The 19,845-nt window shown below is 42.1% G+C and carries 18 protein-coding genes and 1 pseudogene; 4 read left to right on the top strand and 15 right to left on the bottom strand.

The window, feature by feature from the left end:
- Nucleotides 1-4 precede the first annotated feature (4 nt).
- On the top strand, nucleotides 5-154 hold the full coding sequence (locus IEW82_RS19995) for a hypothetical protein (RefSeq protein WP_229672471.1): 150 nt from the start codon (nucleotides 5-7) through the stop codon (nucleotides 152-154).
- A 69-nt stretch (nucleotides 155-223) separates the two neighbouring features.
- On the opposite strand, the pseudogene IEW82_RS08965 reads toward IEW82_RS19995, so the two are convergent.
- The 10 genes and pseudogenes from IEW82_RS08965 to IEW82_RS08920 all read right to left on the bottom strand — a co-directional run.
- Nucleotides 224-638: pseudogene (locus IEW82_RS08965) on the bottom strand (transposase); the annotation flags it as partial.
- A gap of 428 nt (nucleotides 639-1,066) precedes the next feature.
- A complete protein-coding gene (gene hisIE / locus IEW82_RS08960; protein ID WP_188692582.1) occupies nucleotides 1,067-1,747 on the bottom strand; it encodes a bifunctional phosphoribosyl-AMP cyclohydrolase/phosphoribosyl-ATP diphosphatase HisIE in 681 nt (226 codons plus the stop codon).
- Nucleotides 1,728-2,498: an imidazole glycerol phosphate synthase subunit HisF gene (gene hisF / locus IEW82_RS08955; protein WP_188692579.1), complete on the bottom strand. Its 771-nt coding sequence runs from the start codon at nucleotides 2,496-2,498 to the stop codon at nucleotides 1,728-1,730. The genes hisIE and hisF overlap by 20 nt, the downstream gene beginning before the upstream one ends.
- On the bottom strand, nucleotides 2,495-3,199 hold the full coding sequence (gene hisA / locus IEW82_RS08950; RefSeq protein WP_188692578.1) for a 1-(5-phosphoribosyl)-5-[(5-phosphoribosylamino)methylideneamino]imidazole-4-carboxamide isomerase: 705 nt from the start codon (nucleotides 3,197-3,199) through the stop codon (nucleotides 2,495-2,497). The genes hisF and hisA overlap by 4 nt, the downstream gene beginning before the upstream one ends.
- A complete protein-coding gene (hisH, locus tag IEW82_RS08945) occupies nucleotides 3,196-3,798 on the bottom strand; it encodes an imidazole glycerol phosphate synthase subunit HisH (protein ID WP_188692576.1) in 603 nt (200 codons plus the stop codon). Before hisH ends, hisA begins: the two co-directional genes overlap by 4 nt.
- Entirely contained in the window at nucleotides 3,795-4,382 is a 588-nt protein-coding gene (hisB, locus tag IEW82_RS08940; RefSeq protein WP_188692572.1) for an imidazoleglycerol-phosphate dehydratase HisB, read from the bottom strand. Before hisB ends, hisH begins: the two co-directional genes overlap by 4 nt.
- A 29-nt stretch (nucleotides 4,383-4,411) precedes the next feature.
- Nucleotides 4,412-5,698, bottom strand: a complete 1,287-nt coding sequence (gene hisD / locus IEW82_RS08935; protein WP_188692568.1) for a histidinol dehydrogenase — start codon at nucleotides 5,696-5,698, stop codon at nucleotides 4,412-4,414.
- Entirely contained in the window at nucleotides 5,679-6,317 is a 639-nt protein-coding gene (gene hisG / locus IEW82_RS08930) for an ATP phosphoribosyltransferase (protein WP_188692565.1), read from the bottom strand. Before hisG ends, hisD begins: the two co-directional genes overlap by 20 nt.
- Entirely contained in the window at nucleotides 6,314-7,441 is a 1,128-nt protein-coding gene (locus tag IEW82_RS08925) for an ATP phosphoribosyltransferase regulatory subunit (protein ID WP_229672469.1), read from the bottom strand. Before IEW82_RS08925 ends, hisG begins: the two co-directional genes overlap by 4 nt.
- A 414-nt stretch (nucleotides 7,442-7,855) precedes the next feature.
- Entirely contained in the window at nucleotides 7,856-8,461 is a 606-nt protein-coding gene (locus IEW82_RS08920; RefSeq protein WP_188692561.1) for an alpha/beta hydrolase, read from the bottom strand.
- Between the two features lie 393 nt (nucleotides 8,462-8,854).
- Between IEW82_RS08920 and IEW82_RS08915 the strand changes: the two genes are divergently transcribed.
- Both IEW82_RS08915 and IEW82_RS08910 read left to right on the top strand, forming a co-directional pair.
- Nucleotides 8,855-10,612, top strand: coding sequence for an ABC transporter ATP-binding protein (locus IEW82_RS08915; RefSeq protein ID WP_188692558.1), 1,758 nt, complete (start codon nucleotides 8,855-8,857; stop codon nucleotides 10,610-10,612).
- Complete coding sequence (locus IEW82_RS08910; RefSeq protein WP_229672467.1) at nucleotides 10,609-12,390, top strand: ABC transporter ATP-binding protein; 1,782 nt, start codon at nucleotides 10,609-10,611, stop codon at nucleotides 12,388-12,390. The genes IEW82_RS08915 and IEW82_RS08910 overlap by 4 nt, the downstream gene beginning before the upstream one ends.
- Nucleotides 12,391-12,625: 235 nt before the next feature.
- On the opposite strand, the gene helD is transcribed toward IEW82_RS08910, so the two are convergent.
- On the bottom strand, nucleotides 12,626-14,950 hold the full coding sequence (gene helD / locus IEW82_RS08905) for an RNA polymerase recycling motor HelD (RefSeq protein WP_188692551.1): 2,325 nt from the start codon (nucleotides 14,948-14,950) through the stop codon (nucleotides 12,626-12,628).
- 361 nt (nucleotides 14,951-15,311) lie between these two features.
- Nucleotides 15,312-15,869, bottom strand: coding sequence for a DEAD/DEAH box helicase family protein (locus IEW82_RS08900; protein WP_188692548.1), 558 nt, complete (start codon nucleotides 15,867-15,869; stop codon nucleotides 15,312-15,314).
- Nucleotides 15,870-16,029: 160 nt separating this feature from the next.
- On the opposite strand from IEW82_RS08900, the gene IEW82_RS08895 reads away from it, so the two are divergent.
- The gene (locus IEW82_RS08895) at nucleotides 16,030-16,233 is read left to right on the top strand and encodes a methionine aminopeptidase (protein WP_188692545.1); all 204 of its coding nucleotides are present in this window, start codon (nucleotides 16,030-16,032) and stop codon (nucleotides 16,231-16,233) included.
- Between the two features lie 15 nt (nucleotides 16,234-16,248).
- On the opposite strand, the gene IEW82_RS08890 is transcribed toward IEW82_RS08895, so the two are convergent.
- The 3 genes from IEW82_RS08890 to IEW82_RS08880 all read right to left on the bottom strand — a co-directional run bounded on the left by IEW82_RS08890 (nucleotide 16,249) and on the right by IEW82_RS08880 (nucleotide 19,635).
- Entirely contained in the window at nucleotides 16,249-16,893 is a 645-nt protein-coding gene (locus IEW82_RS08890) for an HD domain-containing protein (RefSeq protein ID WP_229672465.1), read from the bottom strand.
- 56 nt (nucleotides 16,894-16,949) lie between these two features.
- Nucleotides 16,950-18,701, bottom strand: coding sequence for an ABC-ATPase domain-containing protein (locus IEW82_RS08885; protein WP_188692805.1), 1,752 nt, complete (start codon nucleotides 18,699-18,701; stop codon nucleotides 16,950-16,952).
- Nucleotides 18,702-18,765: 64 nt separating this feature from the next.
- Nucleotides 18,766-19,635 carry a GNAT family N-acetyltransferase gene (locus IEW82_RS08880; protein ID WP_188692539.1) on the bottom strand — a complete coding sequence of 290 codons (870 nt, stop codon included), beginning with the start codon at nucleotides 19,633-19,635 and terminating at the stop codon, nucleotides 18,766-18,768.
- Nucleotides 19,636-19,845 lie beyond the last annotated feature (210 nt).

Below are 19,845 nucleotides of genomic sequence, written 5' to 3'. Positions count from 1 at the left end.
GCACATGTCCAGAGCTCTGCTTGGTAAACGACAACAGCACTTCGGCAGGCTGCTTCACCCCCATATGACATTGCCAAAGCTAGCACATCCTGTACGTCGGTGGTTGTACTCGGAGGAAACGCAAGGCTTAACTGAAAAAATGGCTGGGACATAACTAGTCAAAAATAAATGAAAAAAGGTTCCCGTTATCTATTTTTGGATGATGGGAACCTTTTTTGTTGAATTATTCATCAATCGTTATATTTAGCGTTTGGGCAGTGTACTTTCTTAAGTTCACTGCCATAAACGCAAATCCGAATCCATTTTCCACTTTCTCTTTGCCTCGGACTGACATACAAGTGAAACACAAATTCGCCTTCAGAAATCCAAAAACTGGTTCTACGTCACTTTTATGCTTGCCGTAGATTTCATCAGTTTTCTCTTCCGAAAGCTGTTTTCTAATCGTTTCTTTTTGTGGTTCCCATTTCTCATTGTCATAAACTCTTCGAGGATTCCCTTCAATAACCGGCGTCTGCAACGATATAATGCGGGAGTTCGAAAAAATGTTTCTCGATGTTATTTAGAAAAGGAATCAACGTGCGTGTATCCGTTGGATTGGGAAAGACATCATAAGTGAGAGTTTTAATACCAAAAGCAGCGTCGGTTTTCAAGTGGATTGGAGCGAAAGACGCTCTGGCGCCTTCGGGAACGGGGCCAGCGTTACTTCACGAATAAACGTCGTGTTCCGAGAAAGCTGACTTCGAAGCCGCATACGCGTAGACGCAGGAACAGGGGTTTTTATTCATAAATACTTGGAACACCATTCATCCATTCCAAAATGAGCTGAGGCGCTAAGGACGATCGGCTAAAAACGTCACGTCCTGTGACAACGCCGACCCTACCCACATCGTGTGGGCATGAGGAAAGTGAGCGCTCTGGAGCGGAAATCAACATTGCCAATTCCGATGCCAAACAGACTTTTATACTTTTTAATTCAAAAGAGTGGTGCCCACCAATTTTTGGTAGGTACCACTCTTAATTTACTGGGTTTTTCCCCAGCCTCTTTCTATGGCTCCCTCATTTAATCTTACCAGTCTTTGACTGCTTTTCGTTCTCCCTTAAAGTTGCCTTTTTTAGCAAAGCGGCGTTCAAGCTCTGCCTCGACTGCACTTAATGGCACATTTTGTTCAGCCAATAAGACAAAATTATGATAAATAAGATCGCTTGTTTCATTAATGAGTTCTTCTTGACTTTGATTTTTTGCTGCGATTACCACTTCCCCTGCTTCTTCAATCACTTTTTTCCCAATTTTATCGGTTCCCTTTTCAAGTAGATAATTGGTATACGAGTTTTCAACAGGATGGGTTTGGCGATCAAGTATTTCATCCATAACGGTATGATAAATCCCTTGTTCTTTAGAAGCAGTGGATTCTGAATGCAGCGGTTCGAGTGTTTTCGTGTCCAAGTTATATTCTTGGAAGAAACAAGAGGGGGCACCAGTATGACAGGCTGGCCCTAATGGCTCCACACGAATGAGCAACGTATCCTGATCGCAATCCACTAAGATTTTTTTGACCCTTTGTTTGTTACCACTTGTTGCGCCCTTATGCCATAACGCTTGACGAGAGCGCGAATAAAACCATGTTTCCCTCGTCTCACACATTTTTTCAAAGGCTTCTTCATTCACATATGCCAGCATTAATGTTTGTTCAGTTTGGTCATCAATGACGATGGCTGGAATTAAACCTTTAGAGAAGTTCAACGGCACGGATGCTCACTCCTTCCTTTTGACACAAGCTTTTGACCTCTGAAATAGAATGGGTACGATCATGAAAAATAGAGGCGGCTAAAGCAGCGGAGACATCGGTTTCTTTAAACACTTCAGCAATATGTGCAGGCTTACCACATCCCCCGGATGCTATCACAGGGATTTTCACGGCATCAATAATAGCTTGCGTTAAAGGAAGATCAAAGCCTTCCTTTACACCATCTTGATCAACACTCGTTAACAGAATCTCCCCGGCACCAAGGGCTTCCGCTTGTTTGGCCCATTCAATCGCGTGAATACCAGCATCCTTTTTGCCGCCATGGGTCATGACGTGCCAAGAGCCATCGGGAAAGGCTTTCGCATCAATGGCCACGACAATGCACTGGGCACCAAAGCGATAGGAAGCTTCCCTGATCAACTCTGGGTGTTGTACAGCTGCTGAGTTCATCGCCACTTTATCAGCACCTGCTTTTAGAAGTGTGGTCACATCTGCAATTGTTCGGACACCACCACCAACGGTAAAAGGGACAAAAACATTTTCAGCCGTTTTTCTGACGATATCAATGAGTGTTTGGCGCCCTTCGTTCGTTGCTGAGATATCTAAAAAGATGATTTCGTCTGCTCCTTCGTTAGAATAAGCCATTGCTAATGCAACAGGATCACCAACCACTCGCAATTCAATAAAATTAGTACCCTTAACCACCTTACCGTCTTTAACGTCTAAACAAGGAATAATGCGTTTGGCAATCATAAAGGAGCCTCCTCTAACCTTATACGCCCTTCATAGAGGGCCTTTCCTACAATCGCTTCCTCTATACCAATCTCCTCAAGGGCTCGTAGGTCGTCTGGAGTTGTTATGCCACCAGAAGCAACAATTGTGGCACTCACTGCTGTACTCAACGCTTGTAACTCCTCTAAATTCGGCCCCTTCATTGTCCCATCTTTTGATATATCAGTATAGATGATTCTTTGGACACCTAAATCCTCCATTTGTTTAGCAAAATCGATATAATTGATGGTACTGACCGTTTCCCAGCCTTTTGTCGCGACTTGTCCATGGAGCGCATCGATCCCAATGATGATGGCGTCTTTATAGGTGCTTAGCGCAGCTTTTGTAAACGCATGATTCTCTAACGCTCCCGTACCAAGAATAACTTGAGATACGCCACTAGAAAGATAGCGCTCAATTGTCTCCAGTGAACGAATGCCTCCACCTACCTGAATAGGAAGGGTCGCCTTTTTTGCTAAGCGGGCTATCAGCTCAAACTGTTCGGCATGTCCTGAACGCGCGCCGTCCAAATCAACGATGTGAATACGCTTTGCTCCGTCCTCCATAAATTTAACCAATTGTTCTTCTGGATCATTAGCAACTTGAGTCGATTGATCAAATTTACCCTGATATAACCGAACACATTGTCCCTCAATCAGATCGATGGCCGGAATAATTTTCATACACTCACCGCTTCCTTTAAAAAAAGTTTCAGTAATTCTCTTCCGTAGATGCCGCTCTTTTCTGGATGAAATTGCATACCGTAAATATGGCCTTGCTTCACAATTGCCGTTACTTCAGTGCCATAATCCGTAGTCGCGACGATATGAGCAAGAGACGTCTTTACCGCAAAAGAATGAACAAAATACACGTGCTTATCATTTAAGGGCAAAAATTCTTGATGTTCAGGAAGAACACGAAGTGTATTCCAACCCATATGTGGTAAAATATATGGGGTTTCGATTTTGCTTACCTTACCAGGTATAAGATCTAAACCTGCTGTTTTCTGACCCTCTTCCCCTTCAGAAAAAAGTAATTGCATACCTAAACAAATCCCTAGAAAAGGGGTTGTTTTCGCCATGTGACGCAGTGGCTCCCTTAATCCGCGCTTCTTGATTTCCTCCATTGCTGTGGGAAACGCACCGACACCTGGAAGGATGATGTGACTGGCTTGCTTTAATGTTGCGCTATCATCAGTGACCACAACGTCATGCCCCAAATGTTTTAAAGCCATTGTCACGCTAGCGATATTCCCCATTCCATAATCTACAATGGCGATCATTCAAGGACCCCCTTTGTTGAATTTACACCTTCAATGGTTGGGTCAATCATGATCGCTTTAGAGAAGGCCCGACCAAATGCTTTAAATAAAGCTTCGATTTGATGGTGAGTATTCGTGCCATAAAGTACACGGGCGTGAACAGTCATCGCCGATTGAAAGGCCACCGCTCTGAAGAATTCTTCAACAAGTTCAGTGTCGAATTGACCAAGCTTTGGATTCGATAAGGTGGCATCAAAATGTAGGTAAGGGCGTCCGCTAATATCAATGGCAACAAAGCCAAGACTTTCATCCATCGGGACATATTCAGAACCATAACGGGTGATCCCTGTCTTGCTTCCCAGAGCCTCACGAATCAGCTGCCCAATAACAATGCCAACATCTTCAACTGTATGATGACTATCGATGTGTAGATCGCCACTTGCTTTCACTTCCAAGCCGATTCGTCCATGTCTAGCAAATAATTCGAGCATATGATCAAAAAAACCAACACCTGTGTTCATACTCACTCGCGATGGCTCATCAAGATTAAGCGTAACCTCGATGGCCGTTTCATTGGTTTGGCGTGACTTTGTTGCACTTCTCATTTTCCGACTCCCCTTCTGTTTAACCGTGCTTATCTATCTAAAAATCTCATTCGTACGGCTCGTGCATGCCCCTCCAGCTGTTCTTCAGTGGCAATGGTCTCGATGTAAGGGGCTGCCTGTTCAAGCGCTTCCTTTGAATAATAGAGAAAAGTTGTCTTTTTCACGAAATCGTCCACAGATAATCCAGATGCAAAGGCCGCATTGCCTTGTGTCGGCAAGACATGATTTGGACCGGCAAAATAATCACCAAGTGGCTCAGGGGTGTAATGTCCTAAAAATACGGAGCCTGCATTTTGTACCTTACCTAATAATTGTAATGGCTCCTGACATTGGATCTCCAAATGCTCTGGAGCCAAAGCATTTGCCAGCTCAAAAGCGGTATCGATTGACGTCACCAAGACAAGCGCGGCATGCTCGAGTAAGGAAGCTTTGGCAATCACTTGACGTGGCAATGTCTGTAATTGCTTTTCTAGCTCCTTCTGTGTCGCTTCAATTAAGGACTGTGATGTTGTAAATAAGAAGACACGCGATCGCTGATCATGCTCGGCCTGGGCAATTAAGTCTGCCGCAACACATCGTGCCTCAGCAGTGTCATCAGCTATAATAGCCACTTCTGAAGGCCCGGCAATCATATCAATACCAACATCCCCATAGACCAGTTTTTTGGCAGCAGCAACATAGGCATTACCAGGTCCCACAATCTTATTGACAGGTCTGATCTTTTCAGTACCGTAGGCTAGGGCAGCAATTGCCTGTATCCCCCCTATTTTATAAATGGTTTGAATCCCCGCGATATCAGCGGCCACACATAATACAGGGGCAATGGTTTCGCCGTTACGAGCCGGACTCGTCATGACTATCTCCTCGACCCCAGCAATTTTAGCAGGAATGGCATTCATTAAAACGGTTGATGGATAACTTGCCGTCCCACCTGGAACATATAACCCTACACGTTCAAGCGGGCGAAACAATTGTCCACTCATGATGGATTCAGTTGCTGTCATCATTCTTGATTGCTGCAGCTGTTTTTGATGGAAAGACGTGATATTTTCAGCCGCTTTTTTTAAGGCGGCAATGATTTCAGGTGATACACTTTGCCAAGCCTTTTCTTTCTCCGCATCCGTTACAGTCCACTGTTCTGGGAGGCCACCATCTAGCTCTCTCATATATTTTTCCAGAGCTTGTTGCCCATTTTTTTGAATGTCTTGTATGATCACTTCAGCTGTGGCAAGAATGTCAGGATCCATTTTATTAGAACGCGAGACTTGCAAATAGCGCTCTGTAAATGTTTTTCTATCATAGATTTGAAGAAACATGACGCGGCTCACTCTCCTTATCGATGGCTTCTATAAACGGCAGCATTAGTGAACGCTTGACCTTTAAGGAGGAGCGGTTGGCAATACAGCGCGCGGAAAACCGCATGAATTCCTCTTTAACGACAAGCCCATTTTCCCTTAGTGTTGTCCCTGTTTCAACAATGTCAACAATATCATCGGCTAAACCAAGTAGCGGAGCCAGTTCTACAGAGCCCTCTAATTTGACTAAATCAACAGACTCCCCTTTTTCCTGAAAAAAGGAACGCGCAATATTAGGATATTTAGTGGCTATCGTTCGTTTTCCTTCCGGCGCTTCCTCGGTTGGAATGCCCGCCAGTGCCATCCGACAAATACCAAAGGGTAAGCCAATTAAATTGAAAACATCAGGCTGATATTCTGTGAGTATATCCTCACCCACAATTCCCAAATCTGCAATGCCGTTTTCAACATAGGTAGCGACATCGACACCTTTAGCAAAAAAAACTTTAAAATGATCCGTTTCAACACATAGCTTTCGGCCTTTTTCAATGAGCGGGGTGACATCAAAAGCACGCTGTTCTAAGTAGTCTAAGCATTGCTCCTCTAATCGCCCTTTTGTCAATGCAATGCATAATTTCATTGGTGAATCACCTCAATCGCTCCGTTTTTCTTAACAATCTGTAAGACTAGATCATACGTTTTGGCTTCGTCTCGTTCAAACTGGATGTCGATAATACAATCCCCGTATTCTTGCAATAATAGCTCGGCTTCAGCAAGTGTATCGATGCTTGCAAGTAAGCAAATACGCTTTTGATTTGAGCGTGCTTTTATATGATGGACCAATTCGTCAACATCGAAGGCTAAGCCGACTGCCGTTCTTTTTCTTTCATATTGATCATAAAGCCGATCATAGCGTCCGCCTGAGAATAATGTGGTTCCTTTTGTTTGAGAAAAACCTCTGAACATAATACCCGAGTAATAAGGAAGGTTTTTTACCCGACCTAAATCAATTAAAATCTGATTCATTCCAATGTCTTGCAGTACTTTAACAATGGTTTTGAGATGGTCGATAATCCCTAATAGTTCCGAATGATTCGACCAATGGGTGGCATAGCGATCCAATATCTCTGTTGAACCAAAGGCATTGATCAGTTCAACTAACTCTTCTGCATGCTGCTGATTACTATGCTGTTTTGCAATCTTGAAAACCTGATCTTTATTTTTATCATGCATTGCTTGGCGAAGCTGCTCACTGACCTTATCGGTAAGCTGCATCGCTAATGTCAGCTGTTCAAAAAAACCTGTATGTCCTAGTTCTATATAATAAGGCTCACACTGAATTTCCTTTAAAAATTGTTTGGCTAGGAATAGGCATTCAAACTCTCCCAAAGTTGGATCAGTGTCTACAACCTCAATGCCAACCTGTCTATACTCCATACCAGGTTTATCCCGTTGGAAAACCGAACCTTGGTAAGCCCATTTTTTACAATGTGAATGATCATTGGCTAACGCACGGGCAATGGCAATGGTCCAATCCGGTCTTAACACTTCGATTTCCCCATCCTCATCAAACCATTTAAGCATCGATTGCAGCTTCATGCCGATGAAAGGATTAGTAAAGGTTTCTGCATACTCAACCACGGGGGTTGAAATCGTATTGAAACCACGTATCGTCGTTGTCCTGTGAAACTTTTCAAAGATTTCTAGTCTCTGGTTCACGATTAAACCTAAAGCATCTTGACTTCCTGAAGGTAACTGCATCATCCATGTCCTTCCTATTTGACATTGTTTAACACTTTAGTTAGATGAAGAATTAAAATATTTGTCTCATCATATCATAGTCTTTTCTTACACGTCAATGGGTTTGAACAAAAAGTGTTTGAGTGCTTTTTAACATTTATTAGGACTGTTAATAGTATAAAGGAAAAGTCCATCTAATTAAAAGAGATTTACATAAATATTCTGTATGTTTGAAAAAAATAGTAGTTCGCTACAAGCTGTTGTTCATGGAAAAACCGAACACATCACAACTTCAATTGAATGTGTTCGGCGCTTATGTGTAATATTAGTATTTATAGCTTTGCGAGAGGAACTAATAAGGGGATTCTATTGAAGGCCTTTGGACAAGCGATCAGAAGGCAAGCTTAAATAAAGAGCGTTTGCTCACGCCTACCTTCCTTATAAAAAGGTTTTGCTATACCATCGTTGGGCTGCATGAAGCTCTGTTTGTGTCAGTTGATGGCCGCCTTCTTCCCAGTGAAGTAAAACCTTGGCATCCGCCTGTATTAAAATATCTTCTAATTCAAGGGTTTCTTCCTGGGGAATAAGCGGGTCACGACGCCCAGCACCAATGAATACAGGTGTCCCTGCTAGCTTAGGAAGAGAAAGACCCCGCCTTGGAACCATGGGATGGCAGAGTATCGCTCCTTTTAAAGCCTCTTGATAGTGGAACAGTAAGCTTCCAGCAATATTGGCACCATTTGAAAAACCTAATGCGACAATGTTCTTACGATTAAACGTATACTGCTTAGCGGCATCGTCTAAGAAATCATTGAGCTCTTTTGTTCGATAGATCAGATCCTCTTCATCAAATACACCCTCAGCTAAGCGCCTAAAAAAGCGTGGCATCCCCTGTTCACTGACATTACCGCGTACGCTTAATACCGCTGCTTGAGGATCGATATAAGCTGCTAATGGCAGTAGATCCCGTTCATTTCCACCTGTCCCATGAAGGAGCAATAAAACTGGATGTTCAGGCTGACCTTCTTTAAATAGATGAATCATGTATCTGGACTCCTTTGAGATTCATTTGATTTTATTTGATTATCTCGAATTCAAGATAATATGTCAACTCTTCTGCTCGTGCGCATAAAGCATAGACATGACATTTTTCTGTTAAAAATGCAAAATCCTCTTTACTTTTTAATAATTTCAAGGATATAATAATTTATGGATTATGAGAATTGTTAAAGAAAGCGTGGTGTGTGTCATGAGAGACCTTAAAGAAATGTCACGAACTTGCACAAAAGAATGGCACGAGACCACAGCCTTTATAAACAATTCTGCAGACCTCCATAAATCATTTCCGAAAAATTGAGGACTATAGAATAAAGCACCCATGGGCTGTTTAACACGCCCATGGGTTTTTTGCGTCTAGTCGATGGATGAGGTGAAAGTATGAAATTATTCTTAGACATGTTTTGGTATTTTAAACAAGAAAAGTGGAGGTATATTTTCGGTATTATTTTATTAATGTGTTCTAGTTTGATGAGTATGGTTCCTCCTTATGTTGTTGGGATCATCGTTGATGCCATCCGTACCCATACCCTCACATCAGCTGCATTGATTAAATGGATGAGTTTATTGGTTGCTTCAGGGTTGGCTGCTTATGGCTTTGGCTATGGATGGCGCATGTATATATTTGGTTCCTCCATGCATCTGGCAAAGCTATTGCGTGATCGTCTTTATAAGCACTTTACTACAATGACTGCCGGATTTTTTGGCAGACGTCGAATCGGCGATTTAATGGCCCATGCGACCAATGATATTCGCGCTGTACAAGAAGCAGCAGGCGACGGCATTCTGATGCTTGTGGATTCACTCACTATGGGGGCGATGGTCATCGTTTCGATGTCTGTCATCATCGATTGGCGTCTGACTATTATCGCTTTGCTTCCTATGCCAATTATGGCATGGGCGGTGAACTATTACGGCTCCTTGCTTCATAAAAATTTTCACAAAGCGCAAGCTGCTTTTTCTGAGTTAAATGATCGCGTACAAGAAAATATTTCTGGCGTTCGCGTCATCAAGGCTTTTGGGCAAGAAGACGCTGAAAAAGAGAACTTTAGGCAGCAATCAGAGGATGTTGTTAATAAAAACATTAAGGTGGCTAAAATAGATGCTTTATTTGACCCCACCATCACCTTTATTGTCGGTCTCTCCTATTTCTTAACGCTCCTCTTTGGCGCGATCTTTGTTGTCCATCATTCCATAACGATTGGAGAGCTTACCAGCTTCACTTTGTATCTTGGACAGCTTGTCTGGCCAATGCTGGCGTTTGGTATTTTGTTCAATATTGTTGAGCGTGGAAGAGCGTCCTATGACAGAATTCAAGCCTTGCTTAAAATTAAGCCAGAAATCACTGACCAACCAGAGGCACTGGAAGCTATTCCTACAGGAGATGTTCATTATGCGATCCATACTTTTTCTTATGGAGAATCAAACGCCTCAGTACTTGAAGCGATTGACTTTACGATTAAGCAAGGTGAGACCATTGGCATTGTTGGCAAAACAGGAAGTGGTAAATCGACGCTGATCAAATTGCTATTGCGAGAAATGGACTGTCATGATGGCGATATATTGATTGGTGGAACGTCTATTTATCGTTATACAATGCACAGTTTGAGATCAGCCATCGGCTATGTGCCACAAGATCATTTTCTATTCTCAGCTAGTGTTGCTGAAAATATTGCCTTTGCTAAACCAGAGGCCAGCCGTGAGGAGATCATTCGTGCGGCTAGGCTTGCTCATATTCATGAGGATATTTTGAATTTTAAAGAAGGCTATGAAACCGTTGTCGGCGAGCGCGGTGTCACCATGTCTGGCGGTCAAAAGCAACGTATCTCCATTGCCCGTGCCCTACTCATGAATCCGGAAATCTTAATACTCGATGATTCTTTGTCAGCTGTTGATGCCCGCACAGAAGAGGCCATTCTTCATTCATTAAGGCACAACCGTGAAAATAAAACGACTTTTATAACCGCGCATCGTCTGAGTGCCATTCAACATGCCGACCTGATTATCGTTTTAGAAGATGGAAAAATTGTGGAAAGAGGTACTCATGCCACGTTAATGACAGATGACAAATGGTATGCCACCATGTATCGTCGGCAACAGCTGGAATCTTTTGTTGCACAAGGAGGGATGTCTTCATGAACGAAAATTATCCAAGAGAAAATCTCACACGCAAGCATGTGTTAAGGCGTTTATTGAGGTATACAGCACCTCATAAAAAGCAATTGTTATTTGCTTTTATAATTTTAATACTTGCAACAGGAGCGGATGTACTGGGCCCTATCGTAGCCAAAATCTTTATTGATGATTTTCTAACCCCCAGACGCTTCGATGGGCAACCGTTGACCCTTTTGGCGGTAAGCTTTGTTTGTCTTTATGTCTTTACAGCTCTCTTTCATTACTTGCAATTGATTAATTTTCAAAAAGTAGCACTGAAGATCATTCAACAGCTTCGTGTGGATGTGTTTAATAAAGTCCAGCATCTTGGCCTGTCCTTTTTTGATAAAACGCCTGGTGGGAGCTTAATTTCACGAATAACAAACGATACTGAAGCGATTAAAGAGCTGTTTGTCACAGTCCTTTCTACCATCGTTCAAAGCACTGTTTTTCTCATTGGCATCTTTATTGGGATGTTCGCACTTAATGTAAAACTTGCAGCCTATTGCTTAATCATTCTTCCTGTTTTATTCGTCCTTATGTATCTGTATCGACGTGTAAGCTCGGTCATTTTTCGGGTGACTCGCGAAAAACTCAGTCAATTAAATGCCCGATTAAATGAATCTCTGCAGGGAATGGCTATTATTCAAGCGATGCGCCAAGAAAAAAGGCTTCGGAAGGAATTCGACCACATTAATACAGAGCATCGCGACGCTTCTCTTAAAAATATTAAATTAAATAGTTTGCTCCTACGTCCAGCCGTACAACTTATCTATGTATTAGGTATTGTTTTAGTGTTAAGTTATTTTGGAATTCAGTCCTTCCACCTCTCAGTTTCTATCGGTGTTATCTTTGCCTTCGTCAACTATCTCGATCGTTTCTTTGAGCCTGTCAATTCCATGATGCAACAGCTCATGAATTTTCAACAAGCCACTGTTTCTGCTGAGCGTGTCTTTGGTCTATTAGATGAGACTGAGCTTGCTCCTACTCAAGAAGGTCAATCGGCTCATAGGATCTCCGCAGGAAACATCGAGTTTAAAAACGTGAGCTTCTCTTATGACGGGAAAACAGAAGTGTTAAAAAACATTAACTTCACAGCGCGTCCTGGAGAAACGGTAGCACTTGTTGGTCATACTGGCAGCGGAAAAAGCTCCATTATCAACCTGCTGATGCGATTCTATCCCATTGAAAAGGGCGACATTCTCATCGACGGGAAATCATTAAAAACATTCTCGGATCAGGAACTGCGAGCAAAAGTTGGCTTGGTTTTACAGGACCCCTTTATTTTTGCTGGTGATGTCAAATCCAATATCCGATTAAATAATGCTTCAATCAGCGACGAGGCAATTAAAACTTCCGCCCAATTTGTGCAAGCTGATCGCTTTATTGCCAAACTGCCAAAAGGTTATGATGAACCCATTGGTGAGCGTGGTTCAACCTTTTCCAGTGGTCAAAGGCAATTGCTTTCCTTTGCACGTACGATGGCCATTGATCCAAAAATACTTGTTTTGGATGAAGCGACAGCGAATGTTGATACAGAAACCGAAGAAGCGATTCAAACCGCACTTGAGAAAATGAGAAAAGGGCGAACGACTATCGCTATCGCTCACCGCTTGTCTACTATCCAAGATGCCGATCAAATTTTGGTCCTGCATCACGGAGAAATCGTAGAAAGAGGCAATCATCAAGAACTCTTAAGCCAAAAAGGACTTTACCATAAAATGTATCTTCTTCAGCAAGGTGAAGCTGAAGTGACAGCTTAAGCCCCCCGCTCTAATGGGAAGTAGCAAAGCAAGTCTGGTGTTGGATGATAGAAAGAAATAGGCTCCATTTGACCGAATAACGTCATCAAAAAAGTATGTTTCATATCATAGGGAAGTCGAACGCATTCACAATCTGGAAGGTATGCGTTCGACTTTTTGAGTGAATCATGAAGCGCTCCGTCAAAATCTTTCGCTTTCTGCAGGCACGAGCTCAGTTAATTTAGGAATGGAACGATTAAGTATAGACATGGTAGCGCGCATTAGGAACTCGATCAAGAAAGTGGCTTTTCTCTCCAATTGATATGAGATGTAGCTCATGCATAGCACGTGTACATGCTGTATAAAAGAGCTTCCTCTCTTCTTCTCGCTCATAATGTGTTCTTGAGGCATTCGTCACAATGACAGCGTCAAATTCGATCCCCTTGGCCAAGTAAGCGGGCAAAATCACAAGGCCTTTTTCGAAGTGGCTTGTTTTTTTCGTCATCATGCGGACCGGAAGTTCTCCTTTGAATGCTTGATAAAGTCTATCACTTTCCAAGGCTGTTTTAGTAATCAATGCGATGGTTTCATAGCCCTTTGCTTCTATCATACGCACGCGTTCCTTAATGAGAGACTGCTGTGACTCTGCAGTACCAAAGGTTAAAGTCGGAAATTCACCATGACGATTAAACGCTTCAATCCTATCCTCTTGGTTTACAATTGGACTGGTAAATTGAGTGATCTCGAATGTTGAACGATAACTCTTGTTAAGCAGAATACGCTGTGTGGTGCCTAATTGATAGCGTTCTTCAGCAAATAATGCATGCACATTAGTCGTCTGCGGGTAAATCGCTTGATTAAAATCACCAAGAACAGTCCATCTGCTTTTTGGAAAAGCCGCTTTAAGCAAGGCCAATTGAAACGGCGTATAGTCTTGTGCTTCATCTAAAAAAATATGTCGAATTGACGCGTGATGACTTTGTTTAATTAAATGGCTCTTCAAATAAACAAAAGGTGCGGCATCTTCAAAATACAGCTGATGGGATTGGATATGCTCAATGGATTGGGCTGCAATCTGTTCCCATGAAGCTTCCGTATCTACCTTCATCATCTCAAATAACTGCTGATAGAGTGCGCTGAGGTGAATAAATTTAAGCTGCTTGATCTTTCTCATTAAGGGTTTAAAGTGACGGCGAACAATATATTGGCTTAACCACTGTTGTTCCCTTTCATGATCGTCAAAGCTATCCTCTCGATTCCCGTAGGTTTCTTCCAGTTCTTGAAAAGCTTTTAAATAGGCTTCCTTACTTAGCAATTCAATTTCTTCCTCTACCCAGACTTGGGTTCGCTCACGCTTCGCATGTTTTCTAAGCGCTTTGATGAGCCACTGCTGAACATTTTCGATGCGTGTCGCTATAGATTGGTGAGGATCTAGAGAATAAAAATAATCAGAGATCGCGTGAGCAGAAATTAACGTTTTATCACGAAAAACAATGTTTTTAAAACGCATGCCCTCGGTTGCTAACCTTGTAAGATAGTCATCCATGAGTGTTTTAAAGTTGAGACTGGACTTTAGTTTGATCCCTGCCATTCTTACCTTATAATTTGGATCAGATTCATCCAATGAGAGCGTGTACTCTATTTGTTGAAAAGGATCTTCGACTGCCAAAGCTTCACCTATCTGACTGTCTAAATAGTGATAAAAGGTCGTTTGCTCCATGTTTTCCTCCCCCAACTCAGGAAGGACTGAAGCAACATAACTATTGAACAGAGGATTAGGTGAGAACAGCAAAATATTACTGGCAGTCAATGTCTCGCGATATCTATATAATAAGTAAGCAACCCGTTGAAGAGCTGCTGAGGTCTTGCCACTGCCGGCAGCCCCTTGTACGATGAGCAATGGACTCTTATCGTCCCGAATGATCTGATTTTGCTCTTTTTGAATCGTCGCAACAATGCTCTTCATCTGTGTATCTGAATGATGGCCGAGCACTTCCTGCAGTAATTCATCACCGATTGTCACTCCGGTATCAAACACACCCTTAATCTGACTGCTCCGAATAATGAATTGTCGTTTCAGCTCCATGATACCTTTTATTTTCGACTCGGGGGTTTGATATTCTGCCTCACCAGGAGAAAAGTCGTAATAAAGACTGGAGATAGGTGCACGCCAATCGTAGATCAGAAAATCCTCATTCTTTTCATCCATTAAAGAAGCGATACCCAAATAAATAGACTCAGCTTTGTCCTCGCTCTCTTCTTTAAAATCAATGCGTCCAAAATAAGGATTCTCTTTCAATCGTTCAAGTGTCTTCAATTCTTTATAATACTGTTTATGGCTTCTTTCCCGTTCAGCTAACATTTCTGATTGTTGTTTAATACTGGCATGAGATTCTATGATATCATCAGGTTCATCGATATTTACTGTGACATCCTCCCAGAAATTCTTACGAAGGCCTATGATATCTCCTTTAAGACCTTCGGTGCTTTGAGTTAGAGCTTTAGCTTTTTCATCAATAACGTCCACAACGTGATCCACTCTTTTTTGTTCTTCCAACCACTGATTTTTTTCAATTGCCATACAGACATTCCCTTCTCTTGTAAGGTGATCGGGTGTAGTGCTAAAAAGACTTTATAAGTAATAACTTAGGCCGTTCGCTGTCAAACCCTTGAGCGTTAAGCTAAGTTCTCCCCACATTATTTAAAAAGATAACTTCTTTCCGTATTATAGTTTATGGATAACGGAGCCTCTTAAGTGCTTATAATGCCTACAAGCACAAAAATTGACGCATAAAGGTTGACAGATAAAAAAAATTAAGTTATAATTTATATTGGATAAATATAAATTTGTAATTATATTATTAAGAGACCAAATCCATCATATAAAAAAGTTACATAAAAAGCAAGTAAAAAAGTTTGGCAATCGCCAAACTTTTTTTTACTCATAATTGAAAGCGTTCCTTTATAGTGAGCGCTGCAGCCTTGGCACTCATACTTGAGTTGTCTATCCTCAGATAATTTTTCTCGGTGATTTCGCCTTCCAAAGAATTTAATCTCATCGTTTCCATAGTGCTTAATAAATGATGTTCGGATTCAGCAATATTGCGCTTAGTTGGTTTATGTTGCAGACGATGCACTGTCCGATTTCGTTTTAATCGTTCTTCAACAGGGGCTTCTAATTCTACAAAATAAATTTCTATGCCCTCAGCGCGAAAGATTTGGCATATTTTTTCAACACTATCCCAATCTTTTCTATCATTAAAGGCCCAAACCGTTGTAAAAATCATCCCGTAAAGATCACTCTTGGCCGTTGTTTTAAAAATCTCTTCACGAATCAAGTGGCAAAGTCGCCACATTTCTGAGCTATACCCAAATAAAGGAACGAGTAAATCGATGGTCATATGATTGTGAAAGCATTTCAAATCGGTTATCTTTGCAAGCTCCTGCCCTACCGTCATCTTCCCGACAGCTTGTGGGCCAAATAACAGGACAAACTTCATTGGTACTCCTCCTCATACATGATCTATCAATAGCATACTGAATTCATTCGCCTATACCACTGTAATACACCATGATGATATGAGCCAAAAAACATTCAGAAGTATAAAAATCCAGCAATCAAGCAAACTGATAGATATACATCAAAGTGGGGTGACATCAATGGGATGGTTTAATAAATTTTCAGAGTGGAACACAGCAAGACAAGAAAAGCATCGCTCTGAAATGGAAACTTTGGGCCTATGCCCAGATTGTAATGGACGTGGGTTCATACCTGTAAGCGGTTTGGAATACACACAGCCTTTCGACTGTCCAGGCTGTAACGGCACAGGCTTATATAGTGAATGGGATGGGGAAACTGAATAACCCATCCCCATTACACTAGTTCTCTTCCCATTCCTTATAAAAGTTGTCTAAATACTCCAGCATAAAGCGATGACGCTCCTCAGCCAGTTGTTGACCATATGCCGTGTTCATTGTAACTTTCAATTTTAGTAATTTTTCATAAAAATGGTTGATCGCCGTGCTTTTCTCATTGCGATAAGCGGCATGGGTCAAATGCTCTCGAACCGTTATGGATGGGTCATAGATGAGCTGGCCTCTAGCTCCGGAATAAGCGAAGGTTCTCGCAATTCCAATAGCTCCTAGAGCATCAAGGCGATCCGCATCCTGAACAACCTTTCCCTCTAAAGTTTGCATTGGCTGCCGTCCGCCGCCTTTAAAAGACATCGTCTGGATAATCGCCAATATATGCTGTTGATCCTCAATATCGATACCATGCTCCTTAAGCCACAGCTCAACTTTCTGAAGACCCGTCTCTTCATTATCGTTTAATTTTTCATCTGCGACATCATGTAACCAAGCCGTCAATTCACAAATAAAGGCATCCGCCTGTTCTTCAGCAGCCAAGCGCTTCGCCAGCTTCGCTACTCGCCAAACATGCCACCAATCATGGCCACTCGGATCACCACCAAGCTCAGATCGAGCAAAGGCTTTGGCCTTATTAATTATTTGAAGCTTTTCCAACGTATCCCCTCCATCACACAAGTGTAATTTAAACATAATTTAGGCGTCTGAATTCCTCATCTCTCGTTCTCTCCTATGTTACTATTTTTTTCTACACATCCATTTAAGACCTTTAAGTGTTGCCAGCGATTCATCGCCGCGGCTACCTCATGGATTCTTGGCCTCGCCAGCTCCCCTGGATGACCGTTAAAAGCAGAAAATGAAGCCAGGCCGTCTATTTCAATTTGTTTCTGGATGCGCTCGAGTAAGTCACGTAACGATAGTGTAGAGGCTCCACGATTAAAGTGTCTTTCGATAAAAGAGAAGATTTCAGCAATCATCCGAGTCTGACTTGGATGGACCAATTGTTCCACAGCCTCAAGATGAATTGAACTTTTGCCATACTGAATAGTGGCTGGATGATGTACCTTACTCAGTTGCTTATGGCCAACTTTACTGTTGAAGCAGCTAAAATCAAGCGACCTCGATTGGAGATTGCCAAAGGGACACGGATCTTCCGATTGACGCGCGCTCTTCATTTGCCTTGCGATGGTCTTTGCTTTATCAGTGACATCATAGGCGAGAAAATGTTCCATTTTAATCACAGTGTCAGCTACATCAAAATAATCTCCTGATCCACCCATTACCAATATTGTTGACACTTTGTGCACATCAAACAATGGTTGAATTTTATCAATAAAGGGCGTGATCGGTTCATCGTCTTTATGGATGAGAGCCTGCATGCGCGCATCTCGAATCATAAAATTTGTTGCACAGGTATCTTCGTCTAGTAGCAACGTCCTCGTACCAACCTCAAGCGCTTCAACAATGTTGGCAGCCTGCGATGTACTTCCACTGGCGTTATCCGTGGTAAACCGCTCGGTATCTCCTGCAATCGGAAGATGATTAATAAATGGAGAAATATCGTCCTTACGTACTGATCTGCCGTCTTCAGAACGAATTTTTACTGCAGTAGGATCGGTCAGTACAAATTCACGGCCATCCCCTTTGATATGGTAGTAGACCCCTTTTTCAATGGCTCTCAGCAACGTGCTTTTTCCATGAAATCCACCACCGACAATCAAAGTAATCCCCTGTTTTATGGCCATGCCTTTTATGGGGACCTTTTGATGAGGAACTGGGATCGCCACTTCCAAGCTCGCCGGTGATTGAAATGGAATCACCGGCGAATCACGTCGTGGCCGATCGCTCACACCACTTTCTCGTGCTAAAATCGCTTGATTACCGATAAAAGCGATAAGATTGTGCTGCTTCATATACTCTCGAATCGCCACTTGTTTGTCTATGAGCTGAACGTGATCCTGCAACAGTTCTTCCTTCAGAGCAAAAATAGACTGATTGAGCACCTGAGGAATCACTTCAAAAAAAAGCCTGATGGCTTGTTGACCAAGTATACGTCTGCCATTTGCAGGGAGACCCACTGAAAGGCAAAGTGTAATGGTTGTCTTATTAATCTGAACAGCCGTTCTTTCTAAAATTTCCTGACCAGGAGGATCAATGGATAGTGCACCACTTTTACCCGTCCCTTTTACGTTTATGTTTATTGAGGCGAGCGTACGATGGATCTCCCGAAGAAAGACATCCTCACACATCATTTTCTGAGTTTTTGTTTGCATACATTTATTAGAAATTGCCGTTTCCTCTCTTGAAACGCGTATTCTGATTTTAGAAGGTGAGGCAAAGGGATCACCTTGTACAGCATCAATCACAAGATTAAACTTAGGAAAGCGATAATCTCCTTTAATGCTTTTATAAGCTTTGTACCCTTTACCATCTATAATCATTAATTGTTCTCTCAACCTTTGAATAGCGGCTCCTCTCCTTTCCTAATGTTGGATATGTAGGTTATCGTAGCGCTATCCTGCCCCTTCGTCAAAATTGATATTCGTCATTAACTACTTGATAAGCCAATGAGTCCGCAATAGGATAATAACCGATTGCTTGATAGATCTTATTAGAGGTAGGATTGGCGAGATCTGTGTAAAGTGTGCAATATGTAAAGCCCTGTTTCAGAAGCTTTTCACTCAATGCTTTTACACAGCTTGAGGCATAACCATGTCCCCTGTGTTCAGGAGGTGTATAGACTAAAGTCACGGTAATGCCATTATCCGTTGGTCGCGAGCATTTTGCCATGGATACAGGCTGTCCGTCTACTTCCCACACATGGATGGCTTCAGCCGCAATGCCGAGCTTAACCTGTTGCTTGACTTTCTCTTCGAGGATCGCTTCGTTAAGTGCTTCAAGTGAAAAAGCCGTATACCACTTCTCAATGTACTGACTATCCCTCAGCTTCGCCACTCGCAAATGGCCAAGACACACTTCTATTGGTTGAACACGATCCAAGCGATAGATCCGCTGCTTCATCTTTACCTCGGTTTTAACGCCAAACTTTTCTTCACACATGTGTACAAATGGATTGACGAGCTCGGCAGCTCCAATAAAGCCAGGCACGTGGACGTTACGAATACCCTCAAGGGCTATCGAGAGAGTTTCATCCAGAGCTTCATCAGACCCACAAATGATTAAATTTTGAGGAGGTGTCATCACTAAAACCAAACGTGGGTCTGCTTCTGAACCGACATAGGCCATCAGCGGGGGACTTTCAAGCAAGGTTGGTAAGTCACGATTGATCAAAGAATGGATAATGCCTAAGGGTAATTGATTGATGACCTCTTGCTTTAAAAGTAAACGCTCAACACGCGTATGAAATATCTGTGGGTCGTCAAATCTAAAAAAATCCATCTTTCCACTCTCCCACACCTTTATTAAATAATTCTATAATTTTTACATAATAGAATGTTTTTTACAAGATATTTTTAGAAAAATATTAATCTATATTGCCATTGGTGTTGTGGAGTGAGCCTTCTTTAACCCCTATGCTAAACTTCTCTTAAGAATTATTAACCTTATCTTAGTCAAAACAATTACTATTTTCAAATAAATATGATACGC

The sequence above is a fragment of the Pullulanibacillus camelliae genome, assembly GCF_014642655.1.
In the GTDB taxonomy this organism is placed as follows: domain Bacteria; phylum Bacillota; class Bacilli; order Bacillales; family Sporolactobacillaceae; genus Pullulanibacillus; species Pullulanibacillus camelliae.
Note: the sequence above shows the minus strand (reverse complement) of the source record. Positions and strands in the feature narration are given on the sequence as shown.